We start from the raw sequence: 22,784 nt of genomic DNA, 5'->3' as shown, positions 1-22,784 counted from the left end.
TGTCTGAAAACGTGAAGATAACTTTCTTTTTGAGCCAGAAACGGATAAACTGAATGATAGAGAAATTAAAAGCCACGAGAGGAAGAATGGATGTGCTGTACCGTAATATAGGCAAACCCTTATTTTTTAAGATGGACCCGGAAAAAGCTCATCACCTTGTGGTTGGCGGACTTGGGCGCACGGTGAAGGTGCCAGGTACTGAAGCTGTGATGAGAGGATTGTACGGAATAACAGAAACACCTGATCTTGCTGCTGATTTATTCGGTTTGCATTTTCCTACACCGGTAGGTTTAGCTGCAGGTTTAGATAAGAACGGGAAGGCTGTTAGGGGATTCTCATCGATCGGTTTCGGGTTTATGGAGGTTGGGACTGTAACACCATTAGGACAGCCAGGGAACGAGCTTCCCCGGTTGTTCAGACTGCCCTCAGACGAAGCGCTCATTAACCGGATGGGCTTTAATAATGAGGGTGCCGAGGCATTGGCTCGGAGATTGTCCGCATTGAAGGAGCGTCCCATCCCTGTAGCTGTTAATATCGGGAAAAATAAAGTTACACCGAACGAGGAAGCACACCGTGATTATGAAGCGTGTATTCGGGAGCTGTACCCTTACGGGGATTTTTTTGTTGTCAATATCAGTTCTCCGAATACCCCGGATTTAAGAAGCTTGCAGCACGGCAGTGAGCTGTCCTCATTACTTGATGCTGTTATGAGTGAAATGTCACGCCAAGCTTTGAAGCATGGAAAGCAAAAATCCATTCTTGTTAAAATTGCTCCGGATGTGAGTGACGGTGAACTCGAATACATGGTGGATACGATTGCCCGAAGCGGGGTATCCGGCATTATTGCAACCAATACGACATTATCCCGCGAAGGCTTAAGCCACGGAAATGCCCAAGAAAGCGGCGGACTTAGTGGCAAACCGCTGCGTGAGAGATCCACGGCGATTATCTCCAAGATATATCGGCAAACGAACGGTTCCTTGCCGATTATCGGCTCGGGCGGAATTTTCACAGCTCAGGATGCTTACGAAAAAATTCGGGCTGGTGCAAGTTTAGTAGAAATTTATACAGCACTCATTTATGAGGGGCCTGAGGTGAATCGAAGGCTGCATGCTGGCCTAAGAGAACTCTTGAAACGTGATGGATATGCACATATATCCGAAGCGGTAGGAGCAGATCACCGTTAATGGGTTAAAGACAGGAGGCACGACGATGGACGGTAGAGACTGGGGGACATTTTTACTTCCGTATGAACAGGCCGTAGAAGAATTGAAAGTGAAATTCAAGACCATGCGCTCTGAATTGAAGAAACGAGAAGAGTATGCGCCAATCGAATTCGTGACCGGACGGGTCAAGCGGATTTCTAGCATTCTTGATAAGGCCAAACGGTTAAATGTTCCAATGGACCAATTGGAGACAGGAATCGAGGATATAGCCGGCATCCGCATCATGTGCCAATTTGTTGAGGATATTCGGCGTGTAGCTGAATACATTCGCGGAAGAAAGGACTTGAAAGTCCTCTACGAGAAAGACTATATAACGAATTATAAAGATAGTGGATACCGCAGCTTTCATATGATTGTTGAATACCCGGTTCAGACTGCATTAGGTCAAAAAATCGTACTTGCTGAGATTCAGGTGCGTACGCTGGCGATGAACTTCTGGGCAACTATTGAGCATTCGTTAAGCTACAAGTATCGTGAGAGTCTTCCCGAAGAAATTCGGATTCGGCTGAAAAAAGCAGCGGAAGCCGCAAATACACTGGATAATGAAATGTCGAGTATCCGTGAGGAAATACTGGAGGCTCAAAAGCAGTTCGAAGATAACTCCAACATTACCTCTCAGTTCCTTAAGGCAGTACACCAGTTGTATTTCTATCATATGATTAATGAGGCTATTGATTATCAGGAACGATTCAACAAGATCTGGCAGCAGGGACAGGATCATGATATGGAAGCTGTGAAGGAGCTGCTGGTTGAGGTCAAGGAACTGCTCACAGAAGCGAAGAAGAAAGTCCTTAATCATGAAGTATGAGCCGCTTTACGCTGCTTTCCTGGTCTATTTTAACCGTGATCGGGACTTTTTCGAATGTCATGAGGTACTTGAAGAACTCTGGCTGGCTCAGAACAAAGATCCGCGTTATAAGGGGCTGCTGCAGGTAGCTGTAGGACTTTATCATTTTCGGAATAGCAATGTTCCGGGTGGACTTAAGATGATGCAAAGTGCTTATTCTAAATTATACGGTTACCCTGCTGAAGAGCTTGGAATTCACATGGGTAAATTAATTCGTGAAGTTAAGGTTTATGCTGAAAAGCTGGCCAACTATCACAAGGAGCCTTTTGCTTATTATGATCTTACGATTGAGATTGTGGACCCGGAACTGGAACGGCTCGCTGCTAAAGCTTCCGACCAAATCAAGCCCAATGTACCACAACGCCGCGGTCCGCAGCGCCCTGTTAAGTTATGAAATTAAGTTATAAATGTATACAAATAACGCTCCTCAAGTGATGGTGGTCAGGTAACCTCCATCACTTGAGGAGCGATTTTTATGTAACAAGGCAGATGAATTAAACCTGCGGAGTGGTTCCTTTGTATTTGTTATCAATAAAGTCTCTGATTTCGTCCATGGATTTGCCTTCGTCATTCATACGCTTCGCGTCCTGAAGCTCAGACAGGCAGGTTCCGCATTGTGCACCGTGATCTGTCCACTTCACACCGTCATCGTTCTTCTCTGCGATGAAGCAGCGGTGAAGAGAATCATGCAGCTTGCCGTTATCCATACAACCGCAATAGCATTTCAGGTCTTTAAGGATATCTTCAATTTCTCCAACAGATGCGTAAGAAGCTTGTGTATTATCGGTATAAACAGATAAAAATTTAGGCATAACCGTAATAGATGAAGTCGTCTCGTATTTCTCGGAGTCCAGACCATGTTCATGGGAGGAAGCGGAATTCTTGCCACCGCATCCTGACAGCAGCAGTATACCGATCATTCCTGTAATGAGGAGGTAGGCTGCACGCTTCATGGTTTGACACTTCCTTTATATTTGTCGAAGAATTGGGTAAAATCTTCTTCTGTATGGCCGCCTTCAACCGGTTCGGGAGTAATTCCCCCAACGAGTCGTTCCTTCTCTACACCATTCTCGAAAAATACAAGTGTTGGAGTATACTCGATGTTGTACTGCCTGAATCCTTCCTGGAATTCCCGGAGGTTGTATTGATGAAGAAAGGCTCCGCTTTCTTTCGCGAGAGGCATCAGCTTCGGAGTAGTAGCCTGACAGCTAGGACAATCTGATGCGAAGAAATAAACAAAGAAGCTGTCTTTGTTGTTTATTTTCTTACTAATCTCATCTGGCAGGATGATCTGTTGATAGTTCGGGTCGTCTAGAATCTGTTTCGTAGCAGGATTCATCTCTGCTACCTTCTTGCCTCCGTACAGTTCACTTTTTGCATCCTGGGTATTAAGAAATGCAAGCAGTCCGATGAGAACTAATAGAGTGCCGCCAAACCAATAAAGTCCCGTGTATTTCTTTTTCTTGCGGTTCACTAACTCACCCCCGATTGTTAAATAGTATTATTAGGGCATGTCCCTTATAATGTAATTTATTATACATGAATAAATGTCATTGCGGAACAAAGAAGAATTCGCTATCACACTATAACTAGAACAGGCAGGTAGATATATGGCTTTTCGACTTCCAGCGCCATTTGAGGCTAAGATGCATTCTCTCCTTGGCGATGATTTTGAGCAGTTTAAACAATCCTATGAGCAGATGCCGCATGCTGGCATACGTATTAATACATTAAAGATAAGTAAAGAGCAGTTTAAAGCTATTTCTCCATTTATTCTTGAACCCATTCCATGGGCTGAAACAGGGTTTTACGTGGAGGAAGGCGCACGCCCGGGACGACACCCTTACTATCATGCAGGGCTTTATTACATTCAGGAGCCTAGCGCAATGGCACCGGTTGAGCTGTTGTCTGTAGAGCCGGGTGACCTTGTGCTCGATCTGTGCGCTGCACCGGGCGGAAAATCGACCCAGATTGCGGCGAAGCTTGCTGGTTCGGGGCTTCTGGTCACAAATGATCTGCATCCGGACCGGACGAAGGCATTGGCGAAAAACATTGAAATGTACGGTGTCCGAAATGCCATCGTATTAAACGAAAGTCCAGAACGGATTGCTGAAGCTTTCCCGCAGTTTTTCACCAAAATTCTGATTGATGCCCCTTGCTCAGGTGAAGGGATGTTTCGGAAAGATGAGGATATGCTTAAGTACTGGGAAGAATCCTCACCCCTTAAATATGCAGATATGCAGAAAGAGATCTTAGCTTCTGCTGCCAAAATGCTGAGGAGAGGTGGAAGGCTTGTCTATTCCACATGCACGTTTTCCCCAGAGGAGAATGAAGGCATGATCGCATCGTTTCTAAAGGACCATTCGGAGTTTTCAGTAGTTCCTATTGGTGACTCCGAGTGGTTCTCAAAGGGAGAAGCACAGTGGCTGGGGAAGCGGGATGGCTTCCGGATTGAAGAGGGAGATGAACTGGGTCCGTACGTCCAGCAGACCGCTGGAACCGGGCGGCTGTGGCCTCATCGTGTGAAGGGAGAGGGACATTTCATGGCTGTCCTTCAGCGGGAAGGTGAACTGGAAGACACCTCCGAAATCATGAGGATGGAAACAGCGGAGCATTCGATTAACACCTCTACGAAGAAGGAATATCGTTCACAGGCAAAGGGCCAAGGCTCACGCCATGGGGCGCGTCATAAAGATAACAAGGCAGCAGGAGGAAAGCGCACTGGCGGCTCGTCCGAGCATGGACGCAGAGAAGCTGAAGCCGATTGCCTAACTCCTTTTTATGAGTTTATTCATAAACAGCTGAATGTGGATATATCTGCAGGATATCCTGTAGTGTATGGAAATAATATATATGTTTCCCCCTTGCCAGGAAGCCGGTTAAAGGGGCTTAAGACGGTAAGAGCAGGCTGGTACATGGGACAAGTCAAGAATGGCAGATTTGTGCCGGGGCATCCGCTTGCAACGGCACTACATCCGAATGAAGCGCGCAGATCGGTCAATCTGTCTTCACAAGACGGTGAAGCTGTAAGATACCTGAAGGGGGAGACGCTTGAGGTTCCTGCCGACCGGATTCAAAGCGAGCCATCCTCAGATCTTAAAGGTTATGTGCTAGTATTGATAGACGGGTATGCAGCTGGATGGGGCAAATGGCAGCAGCCCGGCATACTGAAAAATGAGTATCCTGCAGGCTGGAGGTGGACATCGGTATGAGTGCCAAGGGCAGAACGACTCAAAGGCTGGATAAAGTGCTCTCCAATATGGGGTACGGCTCCCGTGCTGAATTGAAGAAGCTGGTGAAGCAGGGAGGAGTCGTTGTAAACGGACTTCCGGCCAAGGATCCAGGCATGCATGTGGATCCTTACAGGGATGTTATTGAAGTAGAAGGAGAGAAGCTTCTCTATAGGGAGTTTATCTATATCATGCTGCATAAGCCGCCGGGAGTGGTTTCAGCGACAGAGGATTCGAGAGATCGGACCGTACTGGACTTATTGGACAAGTCTTATTTGATATACGAGCCGTTTCCGGTTGGAAGACTGGATAAAGATACAGAAGGACTTCTTCTGCTAACCAATGACGGCAAGCTCGCGCATGAGCTTTTGTCGCCCCGAAAGCATGTACCCAAAACGTATGAAGCAGATGTTGCGGGACGGGTAACGGAATCAGAAGTTAGGCTCTTCTCGGAAGGGGTAACATTAGATGACGGGTATGTCACGCTGCCTGCAGAACTAACGATATTATCGGTTGAGGAGCGGGATGATGGGCCGCTGTCCAAAATTTCGCTAACGATCCATGAAGGCAAGTTCCATCAGGTTAAACGGATGTTTGAGGCTGTTGGTCAAAAAGTGGTCTATTTAAAGAGGGTTCGAATGGGCGAGCTTATGCTGGATGAATCGCTTCCGATCGGTTCTTACCGGGAGCTGACAGAAGATGAGCTGGCGATCCTCGGTAAACCGGGGGCTATGGATCCGTTAGATAATAAGAAATAGAGATAAATGCAAAAGGATGGGTGGAGTATGACTTATAAACTGGTTGCACTGGACGTAGACGGAACATTGCTGAATGATGAGCACAGGATGACAGAGCAGACCATGAAAACCATCATCGAGGCTTCAAAACAAGGGATCGAAATTGTTCTCTGTACGGGACGGGGACCGCAAAACTCCATTCCTTTTATGGAGCAGATGGGTTTATCCGGCTATGTGATTAGCCATAACGGAGCGGCTACGGTTGAGATGGAAACCCGGAATATTGTTCATCAATTTACCATGGACAATAATTCGCTGGACCCGTTTATTAATTATTGCCGTGAGAAGGGTGTTCATTTTGACGTCAATACGGCGTTTGATATTTACGTGGACAAGGAAGAGGGCTTGGCGGGTCCTGTACGTGATATGTATGAAACCTTTCTGATGACTCCCACAAACCTGCCATCTTGGGATGAACTGGCTGAGCCTGTCGTAAAGTTTACGGCATTCGGTAAAGCGGCTGAGCTGGATGAGGTATTTGCGGAATGGAGTAAATGGACACCGGTATTTAATATGCTCCGCAGCGGCGAGTTCTTTATAGACTTAATGCACGAGCAGGCTTCCAAAGGCAATGCTCTGAAGCAGCTGGCAGCCAAGCGCAGAGTAAAACCGGAAGAGGTTCTTGCAATCGGCAATTATTATAACGATATTACCATGTTGACCTTTGCAGGTATGGGCATTGCGATGGATAATTCTCCGGTTGAAGTAAAGGCTGCAGCAAATGCGATCACGGCATCGAATAATGAAGATGGTGTGCATGAAGCGTTAATCAAGTACTGCTTGTCATAATCAAGAACAATAGAAAAGTCTCTGCTTCCACGAACGAGTGCGAAAGCGGAGACTTTTTGTATTGCCTTAAAGGTGCTTGTCTCAGATATAATCGTCGGCAGGCTCCTTAGGGACAGGGAAACGGGAAGCCTTGCTGTGATAATCGGTTACTCGATTTTTGCCGCTGGTCTTTGAGATATACATCGCCTCGTCGGCCTGCTTCATCAGCATGTCACCATTCATCCCTTTCCGGAGTGCACTGAAGCCGACACTAACGGTAACCGTCGTTTCCTCTGCGACGCGTGACCGAATTTTCTCTGCAACTTGAGATGTTCTTATTCCCCGGCTCACGACCAGAGCGACTAACTCCTCGCCGCCATAACGTCCTGTAATTCCGATTCCTTCAAGCTCTTCTTCCAGAATATCAGACACTTGCTTCAGGACTTCATCCGCACGGGCATGCCCTTCGGTGTCGTTTAATTTCTTGAAATTGTCGATGTCACAAAAGATAGCCGAAATTTTGAGCTGCTGCGCTGCATAATGGTGTAAATTTTTCATGAAATAGCGGCGATTGTACAAGCCGGTCAATCCGTCTGTGATGGAAGAACGGTATATCGATTGCATTAATTCGATGATACGCTGGATCAGGATGAAGAATATAATGCTGTAAAAGGGGATAGGCAGGATGGAAATCGTCGCTCTCAGCCATTCCTGATCTTCTGCCAGGAGATAATACCGCTGAATGGTGCTTAATACAGCCCAAAGTGCATATATCGTTAATCCAACGACATATTTAATCTGTTGGCCAATCCGGGTGGATATTTTTGTATAGCTGATGTAGATCACAGTCCATTCAAAGAGGTCCAGATATAGTGAGGTCCAGAGAGGGTTGGCGGAATCAGGAATAAGAAGCGGTATCGTTAACAGGACTCCTGATAATGCAGCCAGTCTGCTGCGGGCTTGACGGACTCGCCGGTACAGCATCAGAACAGACAGATTGAGAAGCACGAATGAATAGAGCTGGAGAGGGCGCAGCCAATCTTTAAATAAAGCTTGACCCGAGAATGCCTGATGGATGTTCAGACTTTCATATGTCATAATGAAAAAGAATGCAGCTGCCATGTAAACATAAGCTTTCTTTCGTTGTTTACTATAGATTAGCAGGCACATGACCAGCATTAATACGGCTAAGTAGGCAGCGCAAATGGCTGATACGCCAAAAATGGAAAAGGCAGAAGGTACGGTGAGTTCGCTCATGAGCGGTATCGACTCCCGGAGTATTTATTTTCCTTTATTGAAACATATGTTCTAATATACCATAATTAAAAAGTGTCTGAAAAGAGACCACCAGAAAGGGAGATCCTCATGAAATTACTACAAGCGTTATTTTTCCCTCCTGAACAGCCGGGAGGCGTCTCTTCGATGATTCCTTATTTGCAGGACCGGTTTCAATCCTCACGCTGGGACATGGATATGTTCTGGCTGCCTAAAAGGATCCGCAACAAAGGACAAGAGGAGCCAGTGTTTCATACATTTGACTGGAAGGAATACGAACAAAGCCCTATTGTTCGCAAGTATATACAGACCTACCTGGACTACATATGGTGGATTCGGCTTCGGATTCATAAACGTTATGATCTTATTCATGCACATCACCCCATCGCGGGTCTCGCCATGAAGACCGTCTTTCCGGATACACCGCTTATTCAGACGATTCATTCCAGCTATGAGCGGGAGCTTATTTTGAATGGAAAAATTGAGGAGAATGGCCTGGAACACCGTTTTCTTGTTTCGCTATACCGTGAGCTGGAATATGTCAGCGATAAGCTTCTTACGGTATCCCGGTCTTTTGCGGGCTATTTGTCGGCTTACGTGGAATCCCCGGAAGCGATTGGTATTATTCGAAATGGATTTGATGAGAAACGGTTTAAGCCTGTGCCGCATGAGAACGAGGTTCCTCAGCTTGTTACCGTCTGCCGCCTTGTTCCTGCAAAAGGACTGGATATTCTACTGAAGGCATGTGCGGAGCTTAAGAACAAAGGGTACGATTATGTACTTCATATCATTGGCGATGGTCCGTCGAGACAAGAGCTGGAGGGTATGGCTAAAGAGCTCGGAATTTATCAGGAGACCATTTTTTACGGATATACACTGCATCCCGAAGAGTTCATGCCTTTCTTTGATATTTTTGTGCTTCCGTCCCGGGCCGAGGCGTTTGGCTCTGTATTTGCAGAGGCAGCACTCAGCTGTCTTGCAATTGTGGGAAGTGATGTAGGGGGAATTGCAGAGCAAATTGAGAACGGGGTGAACGGCCTGCTTGTACCTCCCGAGGATGATAAGGCGCTTTGCGAAGCGCTTGAAAAAGTAATCTCTGACCCGTTGTACCGGTATGAACTGGCTCGTACAGCTTGGGATAAAGCCAAAAAGCAATATTCACTCTCGAAATCGGTGAATGAGCTTAAGAAATTATATTTGAAATATCAATCGTAAGAAAGAGGACAGAACATGCTTCCCTTCCGATTTATTCATGCAGCAGATCTGCATCTGGACAGCCCTTTTGCGGGTTTGTCCGGATTGACAGACCAAGTTCGTAAACAATTGCAGCAATCGACCTTTACAGCTCTGGACCGGCTGGTGCAGCTTGCCACTACGGAGAGAGTCGATTTTGTTGTTATAAGCGGTGATATTTATGATAGTGCGAACACATCGCTTCGGGCGCAGCTCCGTTTTATGGAGGCGCTGAAGATGCTTGACGGGGAGCAGATCCCCGTATTTATCATTCATGGAAATCATGATCCGCTGGACAGCCCGCGGCTTGAAGTGACATTACCGCCCCTGGTACATACCTTTGGTGCTGAGCCTGAATCCGTAACGGTATCCCGGCGAAGCGACGGTCAGGAGATTGCAGTGATTTCGGGCATGTCTTATCCAACCTCCAAGGTGAAAGACAATATTTCACTTCGGTATAGCAAAAGAAAGAATTCCGACTTGTTTCATATAGGTCTGCTTCATGCGAATGTAGATGGAGATCAAGAACATGAAACGTACGCACCTTGCACGAAAAAGGATCTTATAGGCTCTGGCTATCATTACTGGGCGCTTGGCCATATTCACAGCCGCAGGATTTTGCATGAGCTGCCGTACATCGTATATCCGGGCAATATTCAAGGAAGACATATTCGGGAAACGGGGCCCAAGGGCTGTTATCTGATAGATGTGGATGAGGACGGAACGGTGGCTATGCATTTCAGGGAGCTGGACACTGTCCGCTGGTCTGAGATCATAGTTTCTATTAACGATTGCTGTCAGCCGGAAGATTTTCGCCTTGAAGTTGAGGAACAACTAGCTCAAATTGCAAGCTCCCATACCTCTGTATTTAATATGGTTCGCATACGTATTACGGGAAGAAGCAAGGTTCACCAAATGCTGGAGGACGGTTATATCCTGGATGATATGCTGAATGAATTACGCAGGAAGGAAGATAACCGTGCAGGCATGGCTGGTTTTGCTGGCGGTGTCTGGGTTGAGAGCTTCCGTCTTGAATCCGGAGCCGATTTCCAGCTGGATCAACTGCTGCAGGAGGATAGTTTTATCGGGGAGATGCTCCGTATGGCTGAGGCTCAGCATGTAGAAGAAGCGGGAAGAAATAGTGTTATACAGGCCGCGATGAAGCCTTTGATGGAGCAGGCTGAAATGAGGCAGCTTCTCTTAGAAATCTCTATTGAGGAGCAGAAGGAATGGCTGAGGAGAGCGATGGAGCTAAATACTGTGCTTCTGCTTGATGATCAGATAGCCGGAGGTTCTTCAGTATGAGAATACAAAAGATTAATATACGCGGTTTTGGTGCCGTGCATGATCGTGAGCTGGAGCTTAACGGCAAATTGTCAGTCCTATTCGGGCCTAATGAAGCCGGAAAGAGCAGTGTTCTCTACTTCATCCGTGCGATGCTGTACGGTTTCCCCGGACGAGCACTATCTGCTCAGCGGGGTGAACCGAAGGCTGGAGGCATTCACGGAGGCGAACTGTCATTATGGGATGAGAACGGCAGCAGATGGATGCTTAGCCGTTATGGGCGCTCGCCTGAAGGATCTTCCGGCGGGAGTAGGAGTGAGCGCTTGCAGATCACTGTACAGGACGGTGAGGGCACTGCACAGGAACTCGGACAGCAGGAATTAGAACGAGATTTGCTTGGCGGTGTTTCGGAGAATATGTTCCGGCAGTTATTTGCCATTTCCCTTAGTGAACTGGAGGAAATAAGGACACTTCAATCGGAGGAAATGAACAGATATCTGTTTCATGCGGGAATCGGCGGAGGCCACGGCATTGTGCAGGCAGAGCGGAAGCTGAATCAGGAAATGGAAAAGTTATATAAACCGAGGGGGAGAGTTCAGGAGAGTGCCAAGATTATTCAGGATATCGAGCAGCTGCGCAGACGGATAGCAGAAAGCGGTTCTTATCTTAAACAGTATAACGGAGTAATATCGGAACTGGACAATATCGATACGGCTCTGGAGCAGCTTGAGCTTAGGCGCCAAAGCAGCTTAAAGGACCTGATGCTGTATCGAAAGGCAGTGGAGATTCGCCCCGTATGGCTTTCCTGGAAGGAGGATCTTCTCGAAAAATCTGATCTGCCTGACATTTCCGCATTTCCATCAGAAGGGCTGAACCGCTGGGAACAGCTGCGGGAGGAGTATAAGGGACTGGATCTGAGACGAGAACAGATACTGAAAAGGGCAGCTGATACGAGAAGTGCTCTTGAACGTTTGCCTGAGCAGCCTGTTCTGGAGAAGCTGGGTCCGGATATTGAGGCCATCTGGTCGAGAAGACCGCTGTATATTGCAGGGAAGACCGAGAAAGAGAAGCTTCGATCGGAGTTTGGGATCCTGGAGGATCGCCTTTTTCGTATATTGCAGGATATTGATGGGTCCTGGACACCACATCATTTGGCTTCATTCAAGGTATCTGCCGCTCAGCGTGAAGAAATCCGCCGGATGGGCTCTTCTTTCGCAGGTTATGACCGCCGAATGGAGACATTGTCTTTCGAACAGAGAGGTGCGATGCGCACGTTAGCTGCATCTGAAGTATCCTTGCGGGAAGCACAGCGTAGCCTTCAGGAAGAAATAGAGAACGGAAAATCCCACTTCTATATGATCAAACCAACTGAACCTCGGGAAACGCTCACTCTATGGAATAAGCTTCAACTAGAAGCAGAGCGCTGGAGAGAAGCACGAATGACCGGACTCAGTGGAAGAGGAGCGGGTACACTGCAGGATACCCTGCCTTCAAAAGGAGTTCCAGCTTTACATCGTAACCTGCTTGTGGTGTTAAGCACTCTTACGATTGTGCTGCCGGCCATACTGTTTGGCGCAGGGGCGCCGGAGGCAGCTGCAGCAGCGGCAGCACTGCTTGCCGTTATGGATATTTATATCTGGTGGAACGGACGGAGGGTAAAGGCTGCCCAGGGTGGTTCGGTTGAGACGGCAAGAACTGCGGTGAACGGTGAGCAGGAGGTAATCACACTTATCTCGGATCTGATTGGAGATCCTTATGCTGCCGTAACTGAAGAGATAACGAACGGGCGTGGAATGAAAGGCACTGCTGCTAATATTCCGGCAGACCCGGTACAAATGGAAGCCCGCCTGCGGGAAATCAGAAAGATGATGGACGAATGGCAGGCTTGGCAGCAGCGTCTGCAGCGCCTTGCGGCTGAAGTGAATACAGCCAAGGAGCGGGTTTCTCAGAATCATACGGAGCTGAAGCATATCGAGCGGGTGATCCAGCAGGAAGAAAAGAGATTTCTGGAGCTGGAGCAGCAATGGGAGAGCTGGCTTGAGGAGAGGCTGTTACCGCACAGTCTGTCACCGGACGCTGTCATGGATATTCTTAGCTCCGCAGAACAAGGAAATGAACTGATTAGGCAGCTGCAAAGCTTGTCTCCGAAAATAGACGTGCTGTCTCAAGAAGAGGCTCGTTTTAAAAAGGACTGTGTTCTTATTGAACGGGAATTGGGGATCAAAGAAACGGAAGCAGACCCTTTCGAGGCTGTTTATCAAGAATGGAAGGCCTATAAAGAGACGATCCATGAAAGAAAGCTGCTGACGGGAAGGCTTGACGAACTGCAGGCTGAGGAAGTCATAGTCGCTGAAGCAATCAGCAGGCTGCAGGAAGAGAAGAACGAGCTGCTGAAGACAAGCAGGACAGAGAACGAGGAGGACTTCCTGCGTCTTGGAACAGCGTCCATCCGTGCAGAACAATTAGAGCAGAGTATCCGGCATGGTGAAGTTGTTATGTTCAGCGGCTGGAATCCGGAAGAGCGGGCACAGATCGAATTTATTCTGGAGCAATCGGATAAGCTGGAGCTGGAAATACGGTGTCAGGAAATAGAGAAGGCAGCGGAAGCAGACGAAGCTGCAAGAGATGAGCTGCAGGAGCGCCGGGGCCGTCTTTTACAGGAGAAGGAGAGCCTTGAACAAAAGGGACTTCATGAGGATACACTTCAGCAGCTAAAGGAAAAACAGGCTGCACTTAAAGACATTGCTGTCCAATATGTAATTCGGTCCATCGGAATGGAGCTGATCAGCAGGACCCGTAAAATTTATGAAGAAGAGAAACAGCCGCAGGTGTTGAGGCTCGCTTCGGTATATTTTTCACGATTGACCGGGGGAGCTTATACTCGGGTTTTGATGCGAATGGGTGATCAGATGCTTTTGGCTGAACAAGCTGGCGGAACGGTTGTCGAAAGCTCGCGGCTCAGCCGGGGGACAGCAGAACAGCTGTACCTGGCAATGCGTCTGGCGCTGGTGGAGCTCATGCCGAATAAGGTAAAATTGCCGCTTGTACTGGATGATATATTCGTTAACTTTGACAGCGAGCGTTTAGGTTATGCCCTTCAGCTGCTTGCAGAGGTATCCTCTGGAAGGCAGATTATTATGATGACTTGTCACGAGCATGTGGTGCAGCGGATTAGAGAGCTTAGCCCTTCGGCTCAATGGATTCAGATGTAGTGATGGCTTGTGAAGCAGCTTCCCCCAATTACTTAATTGAAACATAAGTGGACGACATTGGGGGAAGCATTATTTACGTGTTGAAACAAATCCAAAGATCGTTAATCGAAGCACCCAGAAGAAGCATAGTGCACCGAACAGCGGATAGAGCACGGACAGCAGAGAGCTAAATCCGAATTGGCTGAAGAAATAGCATATCAGCATGATGCCAATATGAATCGTCTGCGGTGAAAGAGAGGTTCTCTGCTGTAACTGGAGTGATATGCCGTATAGATCGGCAACGAATGTGCTGAATATTTCTAGGAAGATGAGAATGATGTAAATGGTTTGTACGAACCACCCCAGCTGGTAAGCGATGCTGCCCATCGGAATCTCAAATTGAGTAATGCCCGGCATTTGTGCGGACATCGCAAAATGAGCAGCCATAAGCATAAAGCCAACACCTGCTCCGCCTATAATACCACCCCATCTGGCCTCTCTGATATGACCCGTCTGGCTGCCAAGGGGTACAAGAACCGGCATGGCCATTACCAGGTTAAAGGCTGTGTATAACAGCGGGGCGAGCCATGCGGAGGGAAGACTGTGTTCTGTTGTCAAAGTTAGAAAATTGGCAGCTCCCGGTGTCTCTATGGTCTTGCTAATGATAAGCATGGACAGAATAAGCATCATGGGAACAACAAGGCTGTTCATATAGAGAATGGATTGGATGCCTTTACGAAGGATGAAGAAGGTACCAACCATTGTTAAGATCAAGCCTGTCTGGTAGTGAAAATTTAGATTCTCCATAAAGACGGAGCCAGCCCCGGCAAGCATAATGGAATTAACGCCGATTAGTATGACCAGCATAACGAGACTGATCCATCCTCCGACTTTCTCTCCGAACAAATGCTTGTTCAAATCTTCATAGGATTTCGCACCAATCTTTCTGGAGAGCGTCATGATCCTGGTTCCGAGCCAAATGAAAAGCATGGTGGATATCAGAATGGTTATGGTTGCCCAGTGCCCATACTGGGTGAAAAACTGGAGGATTTCCCTGCCTGTAGCGAAGCCTGCACCTACAATCGTTCCGATATATGTAAAAGCGATCTGGAAGATGCGAAGTCGGTTTTTCAATGAGAAGCCCCCTTGTATGGTCGATGTGGTCTCGCTGCATTCGTATTAGTACAAGGTATGCCTTCCCTTGTCTGGACATGACTCTCACTTGTCCGGATCTTCTGAGATTATAGGGTTGCCCGAGTAGTTCTTATATGGTACTTTTACGACAAAGGATTGTCGTGGGAGGTCATTTAATAATGGATTGGTTGAAGAAGCGGATCATAGAAGATGCTGTCGTTGTAACGGATCAGGTTGTGAAGCTCGACGCGTTGCTGACGCATCAGGTAGACCCTGCGTTAATGATGGAGATGGGGAAGGAATTTGCAGCCCGTTTCAAGGATCAGGGTGTCACCAGAGTGGTCACATTAGAATCCTCTGGTATTTCCGTTGCTTTTGCCGCAGCGCTTGAGCTTGGAGTTCCTATGGTGTTCGCACGTCGTAAAAAAACACTTCTGGCCGATCCGGATGCTTTATGTGAGCGTGTTCCTTCATTTACGAAAGGAATCGTTACGGATATCATGATGTCCCGCCAATTTATCGGGGAATCCGATAAGGTGTTGTTTATTGATGATATTATTGCAAACGGTGACGCAGCAAGGGGCTTGATTAAAATCATTGAGCGCGCCGGCGCCGAGCTGGTAGGTCTTGGTGTTGTGATCGAGAAAAGCTTTCAAGCAGGTGCAAGGACGATTCGGGAGCAGGGAATAGAGGTCGAATCGCTTGTCCGGATCGCTTCATTAGATGGCGGAAAGATCCAGTTTGCGGACTAGCTGTTTTGAACCTTTTTAGGAGGGGTAAGTTGAACTTATGCCTAAAATCTTATCAGCTTCTTTTCGGTCCCGTTTTTTTGTCTTATAATAAAAGTGTAAGAAAGAGAGAGGAGGCACAAACAATGGGGAAAGAACCGGTAACCGAGCCGTTTTTGATTGAGAGGCTAAATGATGCGAAGGTACATTTTGAACGTGCTTTGGATTGTAAACATACGGAGTTTGATGATCTTTATCCCTATATGATTGAACATCCTCAGTTCTTCTGGTATAAGCGTTATGTTGCTTGGTCTGAACTGTTAACGATTGCTGGGTTGTGTGAGGAGCTCTCTTATGACTGGAGACAGCAATTTACCCCACAGCAGGTCGAATATGTTGAGAAACGTGTTATGTCCTCAACGGTGCTCGATTTCTGGTTTGAGAAGAATGACAGTACTGAGCCGGCGCAGCGCTAGCAAGTATCCAAATATATGTTCTTATTTATTCATATTACTGGCAAGAGACCTAAATGAGTTCATTTGGGTCTCTTTTTGAAATAGGAGGATTGTGTAAAAGATGATAAGTGACGAACGGTTAAATGAACTGAGATTATCGGGCGACCGGATTCGCGTGGTACGGGACGATCTGGAGAGCAATGATGTTATCGGAATTGTTGTTGCCTGGGATCCGGAACATGTTATTGTCCGCAGACGCAACAGGCGCGTAGTGAAGCTTGATCGGAATTACAGCTATCAGCTGTATGATGAGCCGCGGACAAGCCCTTTGGAATAAATTTGGATGAAGCATTTAAAAGGAATTCACCTTCCCGCATACGGACTATTCGTTCGTGTGCGGGAAGGTTTTTTCTATATTAAGTTGATGTGGAGATGCGGGTCATGGGCTGGTGGTCAACCGGGAGGACCGGGCATCAGGTGCTGGAACAGGCCGAGGATCGAAGGGTGCAAGCCCAAGATAAACGCGCATCCGGGACATCATTTCTTCACGAAAGGACGGCCACAGCATCTCCATGCTCCCAACATAGCCCCGGCAAGCATAACGAGCCTCGATTCCATCCTGTCCCCGCTGGATGTCAAATACCTTAATCGTACGCCTGGTAAATTCCTGTTTGATTTCCCGCAGCAGTATGGCAGCCCGTTTGGCCCCATTGCCTACGATTTCAACATACAGCTGAGGGGACTTAAATACACCGCTTTCCTGAATAATTCGGCAGTCTCTTTCAAAAACCTTATGAATGTAAATCAGAAGCATATAGCTCTTGACGAGAGATCTTTCCTCAGAAGTAATCCCTGCAATTGCCATGGGTACTCACCGCCTTTATTTTGAAAATATCTATTATTATACGAACTTATGTTCTTGTTTTAACCCGAAATCGATTGTTTTATCAAGATCCAAAAAAAATGTTGACTCCACTTATTCAGCATGCTAAGATATATCTTGTCGCCGCAACGAGAGATTGTTGCAGTGAACAGGAATATGCGGTCGTGGCGGAATTGGCAGACGCGCACGGTTCAGGTCCGTGTGGGCTAACCCCCGTGGAGGTTCGAGTCCTCTCGACCGCATCACTCTAACAATTAACGAGCTCTTGAATTTGTCCTTGTGACGATTTCAGGAGCTTTTTGGCATTTAATTTCGCTGCTGTTCGTTCAGTAATCGCAAAAGTACTTCCTGAAACGCCGGGACGAGAGGGAGGGTGCGAGGACTGGATTTATATTTAAATTAAGGAGTTTATTAGAATCGCTACAAAAATTCGATTGCTTTTTCCAGCATCAGCTTTCAATATACCGCGCACGGATGAATCCTCTGCTTTCTTCATACTCCTAACCTCCTCCTTCCATTGTTTTATGTCGCCTTTTTACAATACTTTCCGAAAGAAAATTCTATAATAGAGATTAGCAGAAACTAGCAAATTTCGAAAAATGAATTGCGAAGAAATGACCTTTTAAGGTTATACATTGAATTGGAGGGATAGAAATGTCAAACTACAAAAAACAAAGTAAGGGTGTAACTGGGGAGTATACTAAAAATGGGATACCGATGGGGTATAGTGTGATTACGCCTTTTATCGTTGTGGAGGATCCCGCTAATGCGATTGCTTTTTATGAAACCGTTTTTGGGGCGAAAGTAAAAAGCGTGACGGATGTAGGCGTAAACGGTAACTCAAAGATTATCCATGCCGATATTGATTTTGGTAACGGTTATCTACAACTTGGGGCCGCTAATTCTACATACCAATTGGTTTTACCTCCAGGAGATGATAATGCATGCTATTCATTAGGAATATACGTTCAAGACGTTGACCATGCATTCTCCTTGGCAGTAGCCAACGGCGCGACTGTCAGAGAACAGCCTATGGACTTTGTTTCAGGAGACCGATATTGCAGTATTTTAGATCCATTTGGCATCAGATGGTCGATTATGACTCGCATTGTGGATATCTCAGAAGAAGAAAGCCAACGCAGGGTGGCCGAATGGAGTAAGAGTTTATAATCGTTTATTTACAGGTTTTGCCGAACGAGAAAGCCCACTCCCTATTATGTGTGAGATGGAAGTGAGGTGTTAAATTGAATTGATTAATTTAGGTTCGAATCCTCTCGACCGCATCTTAAGAAAGGCGTTTCCTTTTAAGGGGACGTCTTTTTTGTATGCATAACTACATATTTGTGGCGTCATTCTCAAACACTATAGTACAGAAACTTCAGCTAAGGAGAATGTCATGCGGAATTTCAAAGGATGTATATCGATTGGTTGTTGTACTGCCCTGTTGATGATATTTATGTTAGGAGTATGGTCTGATGAGTTAAGGGCTGCCGGGCTGGAAGGGGAGAGTTCAAAATCGGACGCTCCTAAGGCACCTCCCGGTCACAAACTTGCCGTTATTATCGATGATTTTGGCAACGGGCAAAAAGGGACAGACCAGATGATGAATCTGCCGATCAAGATTACGGTAGCGGTCATGCCTTTTTTGCCGACAAGCAAGAGTGATGCGGAACAGGCGCATAAGATGGGGCATGACGTGATCATTCATATGCCAATGGAGCCCAAGCAGGGAAAAGCAAAATGGCTTGGTCCAGGTGCCATTACCAGTGATATGACAGACGAAGAAGTGCGTAAACAGATGGAAAAAGCCATAGATCAAATTCCTCATGCCATTGGGGTAAACAATCATATGGGTTCAAAGATCACCGGTGATAAACGGATTATGTCCGTCATTTTGGATGTATGCAAGGAGCGAGGACTGTTCTTTATTGACAGCAAAACGAATTATCACTCGATTACGGCTGCACTCGCCGCTGAGAAAGGGATGCCGAGCATCTGGAATGATATTTTTCTGGATGATGTGCATACGGTAAAGCATGTGACCAAGCAGCTCAATCTGGCTGCGGAGTACGCTGAGAAGAATAAATCCTGTATCACGATAGGACATGTCGGAACCTTTGGTGAGAGAACAGCCGCTGCATTGCAAATGGCAGCTCCAGAGCTGAAACAGAGGGTCCGGTTCGTTGGAATACAGGAGCTGGTACAGGAGAAAACTGAATGGCCGCCGAATCCGCTGCCGGTATACTGAGTAAAAGGCGTCTCGCTCTATTTGAGCGAAACGCCTTTTTTGGGCTGTGAATTCAATATTATAGAGCGGTTAGGTAATCGACTATTCCATCAACGATTGCATTTGCAATGGCCTTCTGACCATCTTCGCTGGTTAGAAGGATCCGATCCTCGAGATTACTGATGAACCCTGTCTCGACAATGACTGCCGGAACCTCCATCCGGTTCAACAAGTAAAAGGGCTTGCCAACGGTTGTTTCATGATTGCTGGAATAGACTCCGTTCAGCTGCCGCTGTATGCACTCTGCAAGCAAGGAGCTGCGTCCTTCTGCTTGATGGAGAACAATGCCGCCCCGCTTGGTTTTATTTTTGGCCCAATTGACATGGATGCTGACAACCAGCTTGGTTGGGATTTCGCTGCTCAATTGCTTGCGCTGTGCTAAATCTTTGCGGTGACGGGAACGGCTTGCATGCCAGCGGTTGTCTTCACTAAGCGCATAATCCGCATCCCGGTTCATCACGGCTATATAACCTTCACTCCTGAGACGTTTAAACAGATGACGGGAAATAGCGAGATTAATGTCTTTTTCCAGTATACCTTGGTAGGATGTACCCCCGTCAATTCCCCCATGTCCGACGTCGATCAGAATCATCTCGTGAGGAAAAGGATGATGTCTCTGTAATCCGGGATGAATCAGCTCAAGTTCAAGAGACTCCTCGGAACCTGTTGCAGGATTATGATGAGGTATGTCTGAATGCTTCATATCGATCAGTGGATCTGTCATCAAAGACCGGCTCTTCTCTGCGTAAACCGGAAGGAGGCCCCCGGGGCCCGGGATTGAGAACGATAAGGCCAGCAGCATCGACAGCAATATTCGTTTGATCATGATGCGTCCCTCTTTCATAAATGTAAGTGCCAGTCGTATTTCCTTTCCCTTTATGATGTGCAAGAAACGGGAAATCATGCTGATGTCTAAATTTTCGGGAATAGGTCCATCCTGATAGGGAAGAGGCAAAGCCGCAGTTAGAAGGAGGTACATGAAATGGCGAGCAGCGATGATCTTATTAAATATATTACGGAACGTTTACTCCATTATATGGACACCCCTAAAGAAGTGAGAAAGCAGCAGGTTAAGAAGGAACCATGGTCCGTGCGCTGGTTCGGAATGATTCCATTCTCAGTATCACTGTGGAGAGAAGAGATCGGCACCAAGAAAAGAAAAGGAAAGAAGAGCTAGTGAACCAAGCTGGGGTAGAAGACGGTTCTTATACTGGGGAAGTATATGAAAAGGTCGGAGACTGAGAACTCGAGAATGTATACTTGAGTCTGTATTCCGACCTTTTTATTCTTTTTAAGTGATTGGCACCTGTTTCAGTCGTTTATTCTTCGTGAAATGTGCCTGATTCGATCAATATTTGAGCAGGGACAAACCTCGTTAAGTCTTGATTTCTCTGCGGGATTGAGACATAGATGATATCGGATTTGGCATGTTCCTCTTCTGACCAGCGCTGCCACCCCGTGAGACTGAACGGAGCGCCAAAGGCCGCGTTATGTTTCTCTGAAGTAAAGACGAATGATTTACGGCTATTGGCCTGGAGATGACGGAGTATTTCCTTCCCGCTTTTGATCGTAAGCGCAGGACGGGTGAGCCAAGTTAGATTGAGATAAGGATCTTGCTTGCCTTGAGTACTTGTTACAGGAGATGGCGTAAGAGCATCAGAGGAGCTTATAACTGTATATTTTTCTGCCGTCTGTCCCATTGAATTAGCAGTATCAACTGAAGTCGGAGCAGGGAGCATGTCATATGTTACAGCGTGAATATACATTGGCGCTTTGCCTTTAACAGTAATCTTGAAGTAAGGAGACATGGGGCTGTATAGAGGTTCGATTTTACTGCCTTGTGGCAAAAAAGGATGAGCTGCTGAAATACCTGGGGAGCCTGCTTGCACCAGGCTGGCAGCTGCTAATGAATGTTCTAACGGGGCAATACTGTATGGGAGCTCTGAGCCGATCCCATATTCGCTTAGCATGTATCCTCCCGCATCATCTGAAGTAATGATCAAATATCCGAGTGGTTTGGTGTTGTTCTCAAGCATGACGAGCCAGCTGTGGGTGCCTGGACCAAGCGGGGTAAATTTCAGTGCTGCATCCTGCCAGCTTTTAAAAGGCATGTGCCCGGAAAGATTCCCAATAGTCTGCTTCGCGAATGTCTCAAGTTCTTCCGGAACTGCGGCATTAGTATTCATAAAGGTTGATACAGCCATACCCGCAGACGAAGAAGAGGTTCCAGCAGCGATTGATGGAGTTGTTGATGAAGCCATAGCTGTCGTTAACAGAAGAGCGACACAAACGACCTTAATGATAGATCGGTCCGAAAAGTACTTCAAGCGGTCAACCGCCTTTCCAAAAAATCGATCGTTAGGATAAACAACTAATAATAGAAGTTAGACATATCTTAAAGGACAAGCTATAAAAAGGCTGTTGCAAGGTGTCGCGTCCAAGGTAAGATATGGGGTCTTTTTTTGCCTTGTTTTGTTGATGAAGCTCACGCGCGTCCGGCACCAGGCGAACATAAATGGAACAGGCCGCAGTTTATGGCGGACAAGCTCACTTTCGGCGAATACTGCCATTCCATTTCGGTACGGCGGTCTTGATACTGCTGCTGGATCGCTGCCTTTTTCTCCTCGTCCGGCTCATTCAGCAGATCTGCGTAATAGTTGTCCACGATTTCCAGCTCTTCTGCAAGCCGTATTCGGGCTTGTTCAGCCCAAGTGTAGTCAAGCTTAGCCAGCTTCCCTATGAGGTGCTCCTCAAGCAATGCGGCCGCCTGAGACAGGGTTAAAGCTGCAGGACGGACATGGACGTTTTCGGGAAGCCGCGGGGTTAAGTTCAGGCCGTCCAGCTGTGCATAAAAGTTCTCGGCAATCGTCCTGCGAGACAAGGATATCCCAAGAAAATGAAGCTCCTCCCGTTTCAGGTCACAGCTGAATTCAGTTTTGAAGCAAATGCCGAGCCACTGCTCATACGGAGCCGAGCGGGTCTTCGGACGCTGTCCTTCATCCGGCTGTTCGAACAGGTATAAATAATTACCTTCCTCACGGGAGGCATCCCAAATCTGGGCCAGCCTCCGGCTGCCGTAAACAATATCCTCTCGCTGAATTCTTCCCGGCCCTAGAGCCGGGAGGATCGGAGCGCTGCCGTAATAACGGGAGAGCAGGGGGTCCTGTCCCCCTTGAGCTTGTTTATTTGGGCTTGATGCCGCTTGCTTGGCTAAACGTTCGTCATATTTCCCAGGGTCAAAGACAAAGGTGAATGACAGCGTTTCTGCCGGAGCACCCGTACGATCGACAAATCCCCAGTAGTAAGGCCGATTGGTCAGCATTTTGTCGGCTTGGGGTGAGAGCTTCACGGTCACGTGCTCAGGTGATTTTTCAATGACGGTGCAATCGGTAGCCTCAAGATAAGCCATGAAGTGCTGCTGCACCTCCTGCGGCGTCAAGGTCATT

The 22,784-nt window shown here is 47.1% G+C and carries 23 protein-coding genes and 1 tRNA gene; 16 read left to right on the top strand and 8 right to left on the bottom strand.

What is annotated here, in order from left to right; all coding sequences use genetic code 11:
• Nucleotides 1-92: 92 nt before the first annotated feature.
• From BN1234_RS18020 to BN1234_RS18010, 3 genes are read left to right on the top strand one after another with little or no spacing between them, the layout of a single operon-like run.
• Nucleotides 93-1,187: a quinone-dependent dihydroorotate dehydrogenase gene (locus BN1234_RS18020; RefSeq protein WP_054958023.1), complete on the top strand. Its 1,095-nt coding sequence runs from the start codon at nt 93-95 to the stop codon at nt 1,185-1,187.
• A gap of 25 nt (nt 1,188-1,212) precedes the next feature.
• Nucleotides 1,213-2,034, top strand: a complete 822-nt coding sequence (yjbM, locus tag BN1234_RS18015; protein WP_054958022.1) for a GTP diphosphokinase — start codon at nt 1,213-1,215, stop codon at nt 2,032-2,034.
• Complete coding sequence (locus tag BN1234_RS18010; protein ID WP_054958021.1) at nt 2,024-2,467, top strand: DUF309 domain-containing protein; 444 nt, start codon at nt 2,024-2,026, stop codon at nt 2,465-2,467. The genes yjbM and BN1234_RS18010 overlap by 11 nt, the downstream gene beginning before the upstream one ends.
• 100 nt (nt 2,468-2,567) lie before the next feature.
• On the opposite strand, the gene BN1234_RS18005 is transcribed toward BN1234_RS18010, so the two are convergent.
• Nucleotides 2,568-3,026, bottom strand: coding sequence for a PCYCGC motif-containing (lipo)protein (locus tag BN1234_RS18005; protein WP_054958020.1), 459 nt, complete (start codon nt 3,024-3,026; stop codon nt 2,568-2,570).
• A complete protein-coding gene (locus tag BN1234_RS18000) occupies nt 3,023-3,547 on the bottom strand; it encodes a thioredoxin family protein (RefSeq protein ID WP_054958019.1) in 525 nt (174 codons plus the stop codon). The genes BN1234_RS18005 and BN1234_RS18000 overlap by 4 nt, the downstream gene beginning before the upstream one ends.
• A 136-nt stretch (nt 3,548-3,683) precedes the next feature.
• On the opposite strand from BN1234_RS18000, the gene BN1234_RS17995 reads away from it, so the two are divergent.
• The 3 genes from BN1234_RS17995 to BN1234_RS17985 are packed head-to-tail and all read left to right on the top strand — an operon-like array spanning nt 3,684 to nt 6,889.
• The gene (locus tag BN1234_RS17995; protein WP_054958018.1) at nt 3,684-5,285 is read left to right on the top strand and encodes an RsmB/NOP family class I SAM-dependent RNA methyltransferase; all 1,602 of its coding nucleotides are present in this window, start codon (nt 3,684-3,686) and stop codon (nt 5,283-5,285) included.
• Nucleotides 5,282-6,061 carry a pseudouridine synthase gene (locus BN1234_RS17990; protein ID WP_054958017.1) on the top strand — a complete coding sequence of 260 codons (780 nt, stop codon included), beginning with the start codon at nt 5,282-5,284 and terminating at the stop codon, nt 6,059-6,061. The genes BN1234_RS17995 and BN1234_RS17990 overlap by 4 nt, the downstream gene beginning before the upstream one ends.
• 27 nt (nt 6,062-6,088) lie before the next feature.
• The gene (locus tag BN1234_RS17985) at nt 6,089-6,889 is read left to right on the top strand and encodes a Cof-type HAD-IIB family hydrolase (protein WP_054958016.1); all 801 of its coding nucleotides are present in this window, start codon (nt 6,089-6,091) and stop codon (nt 6,887-6,889) included.
• 81 nt (nt 6,890-6,970) lie between these two features.
• Here the strand turns inward: BN1234_RS17985 and BN1234_RS17980 are convergent, their stop codons facing one another.
• Nucleotides 6,971-8,125 carry a GGDEF domain-containing protein gene (locus BN1234_RS17980; RefSeq protein WP_054958015.1) on the bottom strand — a complete coding sequence of 385 codons (1,155 nt, stop codon included), beginning with the start codon at nt 8,123-8,125 and terminating at the stop codon, nt 6,971-6,973.
• 108 nt (nt 8,126-8,233) lie between these two features.
• On the opposite strand from BN1234_RS17980, the gene BN1234_RS17975 reads away from it, so the two are divergent.
• From BN1234_RS17975 to BN1234_RS17965, 3 genes are read left to right on the top strand one after another with little or no spacing between them, the layout of a single operon-like run.
• Entirely contained in the window at nt 8,234-9,358 is a 1,125-nt protein-coding gene (locus BN1234_RS17975) for a glycosyltransferase family 4 protein (RefSeq protein ID WP_054958014.1), read from the top strand.
• Nucleotides 9,359-9,373: 15 nt separating this feature from the next.
• Entirely contained in the window at nt 9,374-10,681 is a 1,308-nt protein-coding gene (locus BN1234_RS17970; RefSeq protein WP_054958013.1) for a metallophosphoesterase family protein, read from the top strand.
• The gene (locus BN1234_RS17965; protein ID WP_054958012.1) at nt 10,678-13,872 is read left to right on the top strand and encodes an AAA family ATPase; all 3,195 of its coding nucleotides are present in this window, start codon (nt 10,678-10,680) and stop codon (nt 13,870-13,872) included. The genes BN1234_RS17970 and BN1234_RS17965 overlap by 4 nt, the downstream gene beginning before the upstream one ends.
• A 69-nt stretch (nt 13,873-13,941) precedes the next feature.
• On the opposite strand, the gene BN1234_RS17960 is transcribed toward BN1234_RS17965, so the two are convergent.
• Entirely contained in the window at nt 13,942-14,985 is a 1,044-nt protein-coding gene (locus BN1234_RS17960; protein ID WP_054958011.1) for a YkvI family membrane protein, read from the bottom strand.
• 179 nt (nt 14,986-15,164) lie between these two features.
• Between BN1234_RS17960 and BN1234_RS17955 the strand changes: the two genes are divergently transcribed.
• From BN1234_RS17955 to BN1234_RS17945, 3 genes are all read left to right on the top strand, one after another.
• Nucleotides 15,165-15,737 (top strand): xanthine phosphoribosyltransferase, encoded by a 573-nt coding sequence (locus BN1234_RS17955; protein ID WP_054958010.1) that lies wholly within the window; start codon nt 15,165-15,167, stop codon nt 15,735-15,737.
• 122 nt (nt 15,738-15,859) lie between these two features.
• On the top strand, nt 15,860-16,189 hold the full coding sequence (locus tag BN1234_RS17950; RefSeq protein WP_054958009.1) for a hypothetical protein: 330 nt from the start codon (nt 15,860-15,862) through the stop codon (nt 16,187-16,189).
• 100 nt (nt 16,190-16,289) lie between these two features.
• The gene (locus BN1234_RS17945; RefSeq protein ID WP_054958008.1) at nt 16,290-16,505 is read left to right on the top strand and encodes a hypothetical protein; all 216 of its coding nucleotides are present in this window, start codon (nt 16,290-16,292) and stop codon (nt 16,503-16,505) included.
• A gap of 102 nt (nt 16,506-16,607) precedes the next feature.
• Here the strand turns inward: BN1234_RS17945 and BN1234_RS17940 are convergent, their stop codons facing one another.
• Nucleotides 16,608-17,033 carry a YhjD family protein gene (locus BN1234_RS17940; protein WP_054958007.1) on the bottom strand — a complete coding sequence of 142 codons (426 nt, stop codon included), beginning with the start codon at nt 17,031-17,033 and terminating at the stop codon, nt 16,608-16,610.
• Between the two features lie 176 nt (nt 17,034-17,209).
• Here BN1234_RS17940 and BN1234_RS17935 point away from each other — a divergent pair.
• The 3 genes from BN1234_RS17935 (at nt 17,210) to BN1234_RS17925 (ending at nt 19,299) form a co-directional block, all read left to right on the top strand.
• Nucleotides 17,210-17,293 (top strand) — tRNA-Leu (locus BN1234_RS17935).
• 412 nt (nt 17,294-17,705) lie between these two features.
• Complete coding sequence (locus tag BN1234_RS17930; protein WP_054958006.1) at nt 17,706-18,221, top strand: VOC family protein; 516 nt, start codon at nt 17,706-17,708, stop codon at nt 18,219-18,221.
• A 226-nt stretch (nt 18,222-18,447) separates the two neighbouring features.
• Nucleotides 18,448-19,299 carry a divergent polysaccharide deacetylase family protein gene (locus tag BN1234_RS17925; RefSeq protein WP_082423270.1) on the top strand — a complete coding sequence of 284 codons (852 nt, stop codon included), beginning with the start codon at nt 18,448-18,450 and terminating at the stop codon, nt 19,297-19,299.
• A 58-nt stretch (nt 19,300-19,357) separates the two neighbouring features.
• On the opposite strand, the gene BN1234_RS17920 is transcribed toward BN1234_RS17925, so the two are convergent.
• Nucleotides 19,358-20,164 carry an N-acetylmuramoyl-L-alanine amidase gene (locus tag BN1234_RS17920; RefSeq protein ID WP_054958005.1) on the bottom strand — a complete coding sequence of 269 codons (807 nt, stop codon included), beginning with the start codon at nt 20,162-20,164 and terminating at the stop codon, nt 19,358-19,360.
• Nucleotides 20,165-20,320: 156 nt separating this feature from the next.
• Between BN1234_RS17920 and BN1234_RS17915 the strand changes: the two genes are divergently transcribed.
• Nucleotides 20,321-20,515 (top strand): YqzE family protein, encoded by a 195-nt coding sequence (locus tag BN1234_RS17915; RefSeq protein ID WP_054958004.1) that lies wholly within the window; start codon nt 20,321-20,323, stop codon nt 20,513-20,515.
• Nucleotides 20,516-20,657: 142 nt separating this feature from the next.
• On the opposite strand, the gene BN1234_RS17910 is transcribed toward BN1234_RS17915, so the two are convergent.
• Complete coding sequence (locus tag BN1234_RS17910; protein WP_054958003.1) at nt 20,658-21,665, bottom strand: hypothetical protein; 1,008 nt, start codon at nt 21,663-21,665, stop codon at nt 20,658-20,660.
• 158 nt (nt 21,666-21,823) lie between these two features.
• Nucleotides 21,824-22,783, bottom strand: coding sequence for a YqhG family protein (locus BN1234_RS17905; RefSeq protein ID WP_054958002.1), 960 nt, complete (start codon nt 22,781-22,783; stop codon nt 21,824-21,826).
• Nucleotide 22,784 lies beyond the last annotated feature (1 nt).

The sequence above is a fragment of the Paenibacillus dakarensis genome (genome assembly GCF_001373415.1).
In the GTDB taxonomy this organism is placed as follows: Bacteria; Bacillota; Bacilli; order Paenibacillales; family Paenibacillaceae; genus Paenibacillus_AQ; species Paenibacillus_AQ dakarensis.
Note: the sequence above shows the minus strand (reverse complement) of the source record. Positions and strands in the feature narration are given on the sequence as shown.

What these genes read in the sequence shown, in the direction of transcription:
- BN1234_RS17925 (WP_082423270.1), top strand. Translation starts at nt 18,448, where the DNA reads ATGCGGAATTTCAAAGGATGTATATCGATTGGTTGTTGTACTGCCCTG.
- BN1234_RS18005 (WP_054958020.1), bottom strand. Translation starts at nt 3,026, where the DNA reads ATGAAGCGTGCAGCCTACCTCCTCATTACAGGAATGATCGGTATACTG.
- BN1234_RS17990 (WP_054958017.1), top strand. Translation starts at nt 5,282, where the DNA reads ATGAGTGCCAAGGGCAGAACGACTCAAAGGCTGGATAAAGTGCTCTCC.
- BN1234_RS17905 (WP_054958002.1), bottom strand. Translation starts at nt 22,783, where the DNA reads ATGACCTTGACGCCGCAGGAGGTGCAGCAGCACTTCATGGCTTATCTT.
- BN1234_RS17940 (WP_054958007.1), bottom strand. Translation starts at nt 17,033, where the DNA reads ATGGCAATTGCAGGGATTACTTCTGAGGAAAGATCTCTCGTCAAGAGC.
- BN1234_RS17970 (WP_054958013.1), top strand. Translation starts at nt 9,374, where the DNA reads ATGCTTCCCTTCCGATTTATTCATGCAGCAGATCTGCATCTGGACAGC.
- BN1234_RS17945 (WP_054958008.1), top strand. Translation starts at nt 16,290, where the DNA reads ATGATAAGTGACGAACGGTTAAATGAACTGAGATTATCGGGCGACCGG.
- BN1234_RS18010 (WP_054958021.1), top strand. Translation starts at nt 2,024, where the DNA reads ATGAAGTATGAGCCGCTTTACGCTGCTTTCCTGGTCTATTTTAACCGT.
- BN1234_RS17950 (WP_054958009.1), top strand. Translation starts at nt 15,860, where the DNA reads ATGGGGAAAGAACCGGTAACCGAGCCGTTTTTGATTGAGAGGCTAAAT.
- BN1234_RS17995 (WP_054958018.1), top strand. Translation starts at nt 3,684, where the DNA reads ATGGCTTTTCGACTTCCAGCGCCATTTGAGGCTAAGATGCATTCTCTC.
- BN1234_RS17920 (WP_054958005.1), bottom strand. Translation starts at nt 20,164, where the DNA reads ATGATCAAACGAATATTGCTGTCGATGCTGCTGGCCTTATCGTTCTCA.
- BN1234_RS17915 (WP_054958004.1), top strand. Translation starts at nt 20,321, where the DNA reads ATGGCGAGCAGCGATGATCTTATTAAATATATTACGGAACGTTTACTC.
- BN1234_RS17980 (WP_054958015.1), bottom strand. Translation starts at nt 8,125, where the DNA reads ATGAGCGAACTCACCGTACCTTCTGCCTTTTCCATTTTTGGCGTATCA.
- BN1234_RS17955 (WP_054958010.1), top strand. Translation starts at nt 15,165, where the DNA reads ATGGATTGGTTGAAGAAGCGGATCATAGAAGATGCTGTCGTTGTAACG.
- BN1234_RS17930 (WP_054958006.1), top strand. Translation starts at nt 17,706, where the DNA reads ATGTCAAACTACAAAAAACAAAGTAAGGGTGTAACTGGGGAGTATACT.
- BN1234_RS17975 (WP_054958014.1), top strand. Translation starts at nt 8,234, where the DNA reads ATGAAATTACTACAAGCGTTATTTTTCCCTCCTGAACAGCCGGGAGGC.
- BN1234_RS17985 (WP_054958016.1), top strand. Translation starts at nt 6,089, where the DNA reads ATGACTTATAAACTGGTTGCACTGGACGTAGACGGAACATTGCTGAAT.
- yjbM (WP_054958022.1), top strand. Translation starts at nt 1,213, where the DNA reads ATGGACGGTAGAGACTGGGGGACATTTTTACTTCCGTATGAACAGGCC.
- BN1234_RS17965 (WP_054958012.1), top strand. Translation starts at nt 10,678, where the DNA reads ATGAGAATACAAAAGATTAATATACGCGGTTTTGGTGCCGTGCATGAT.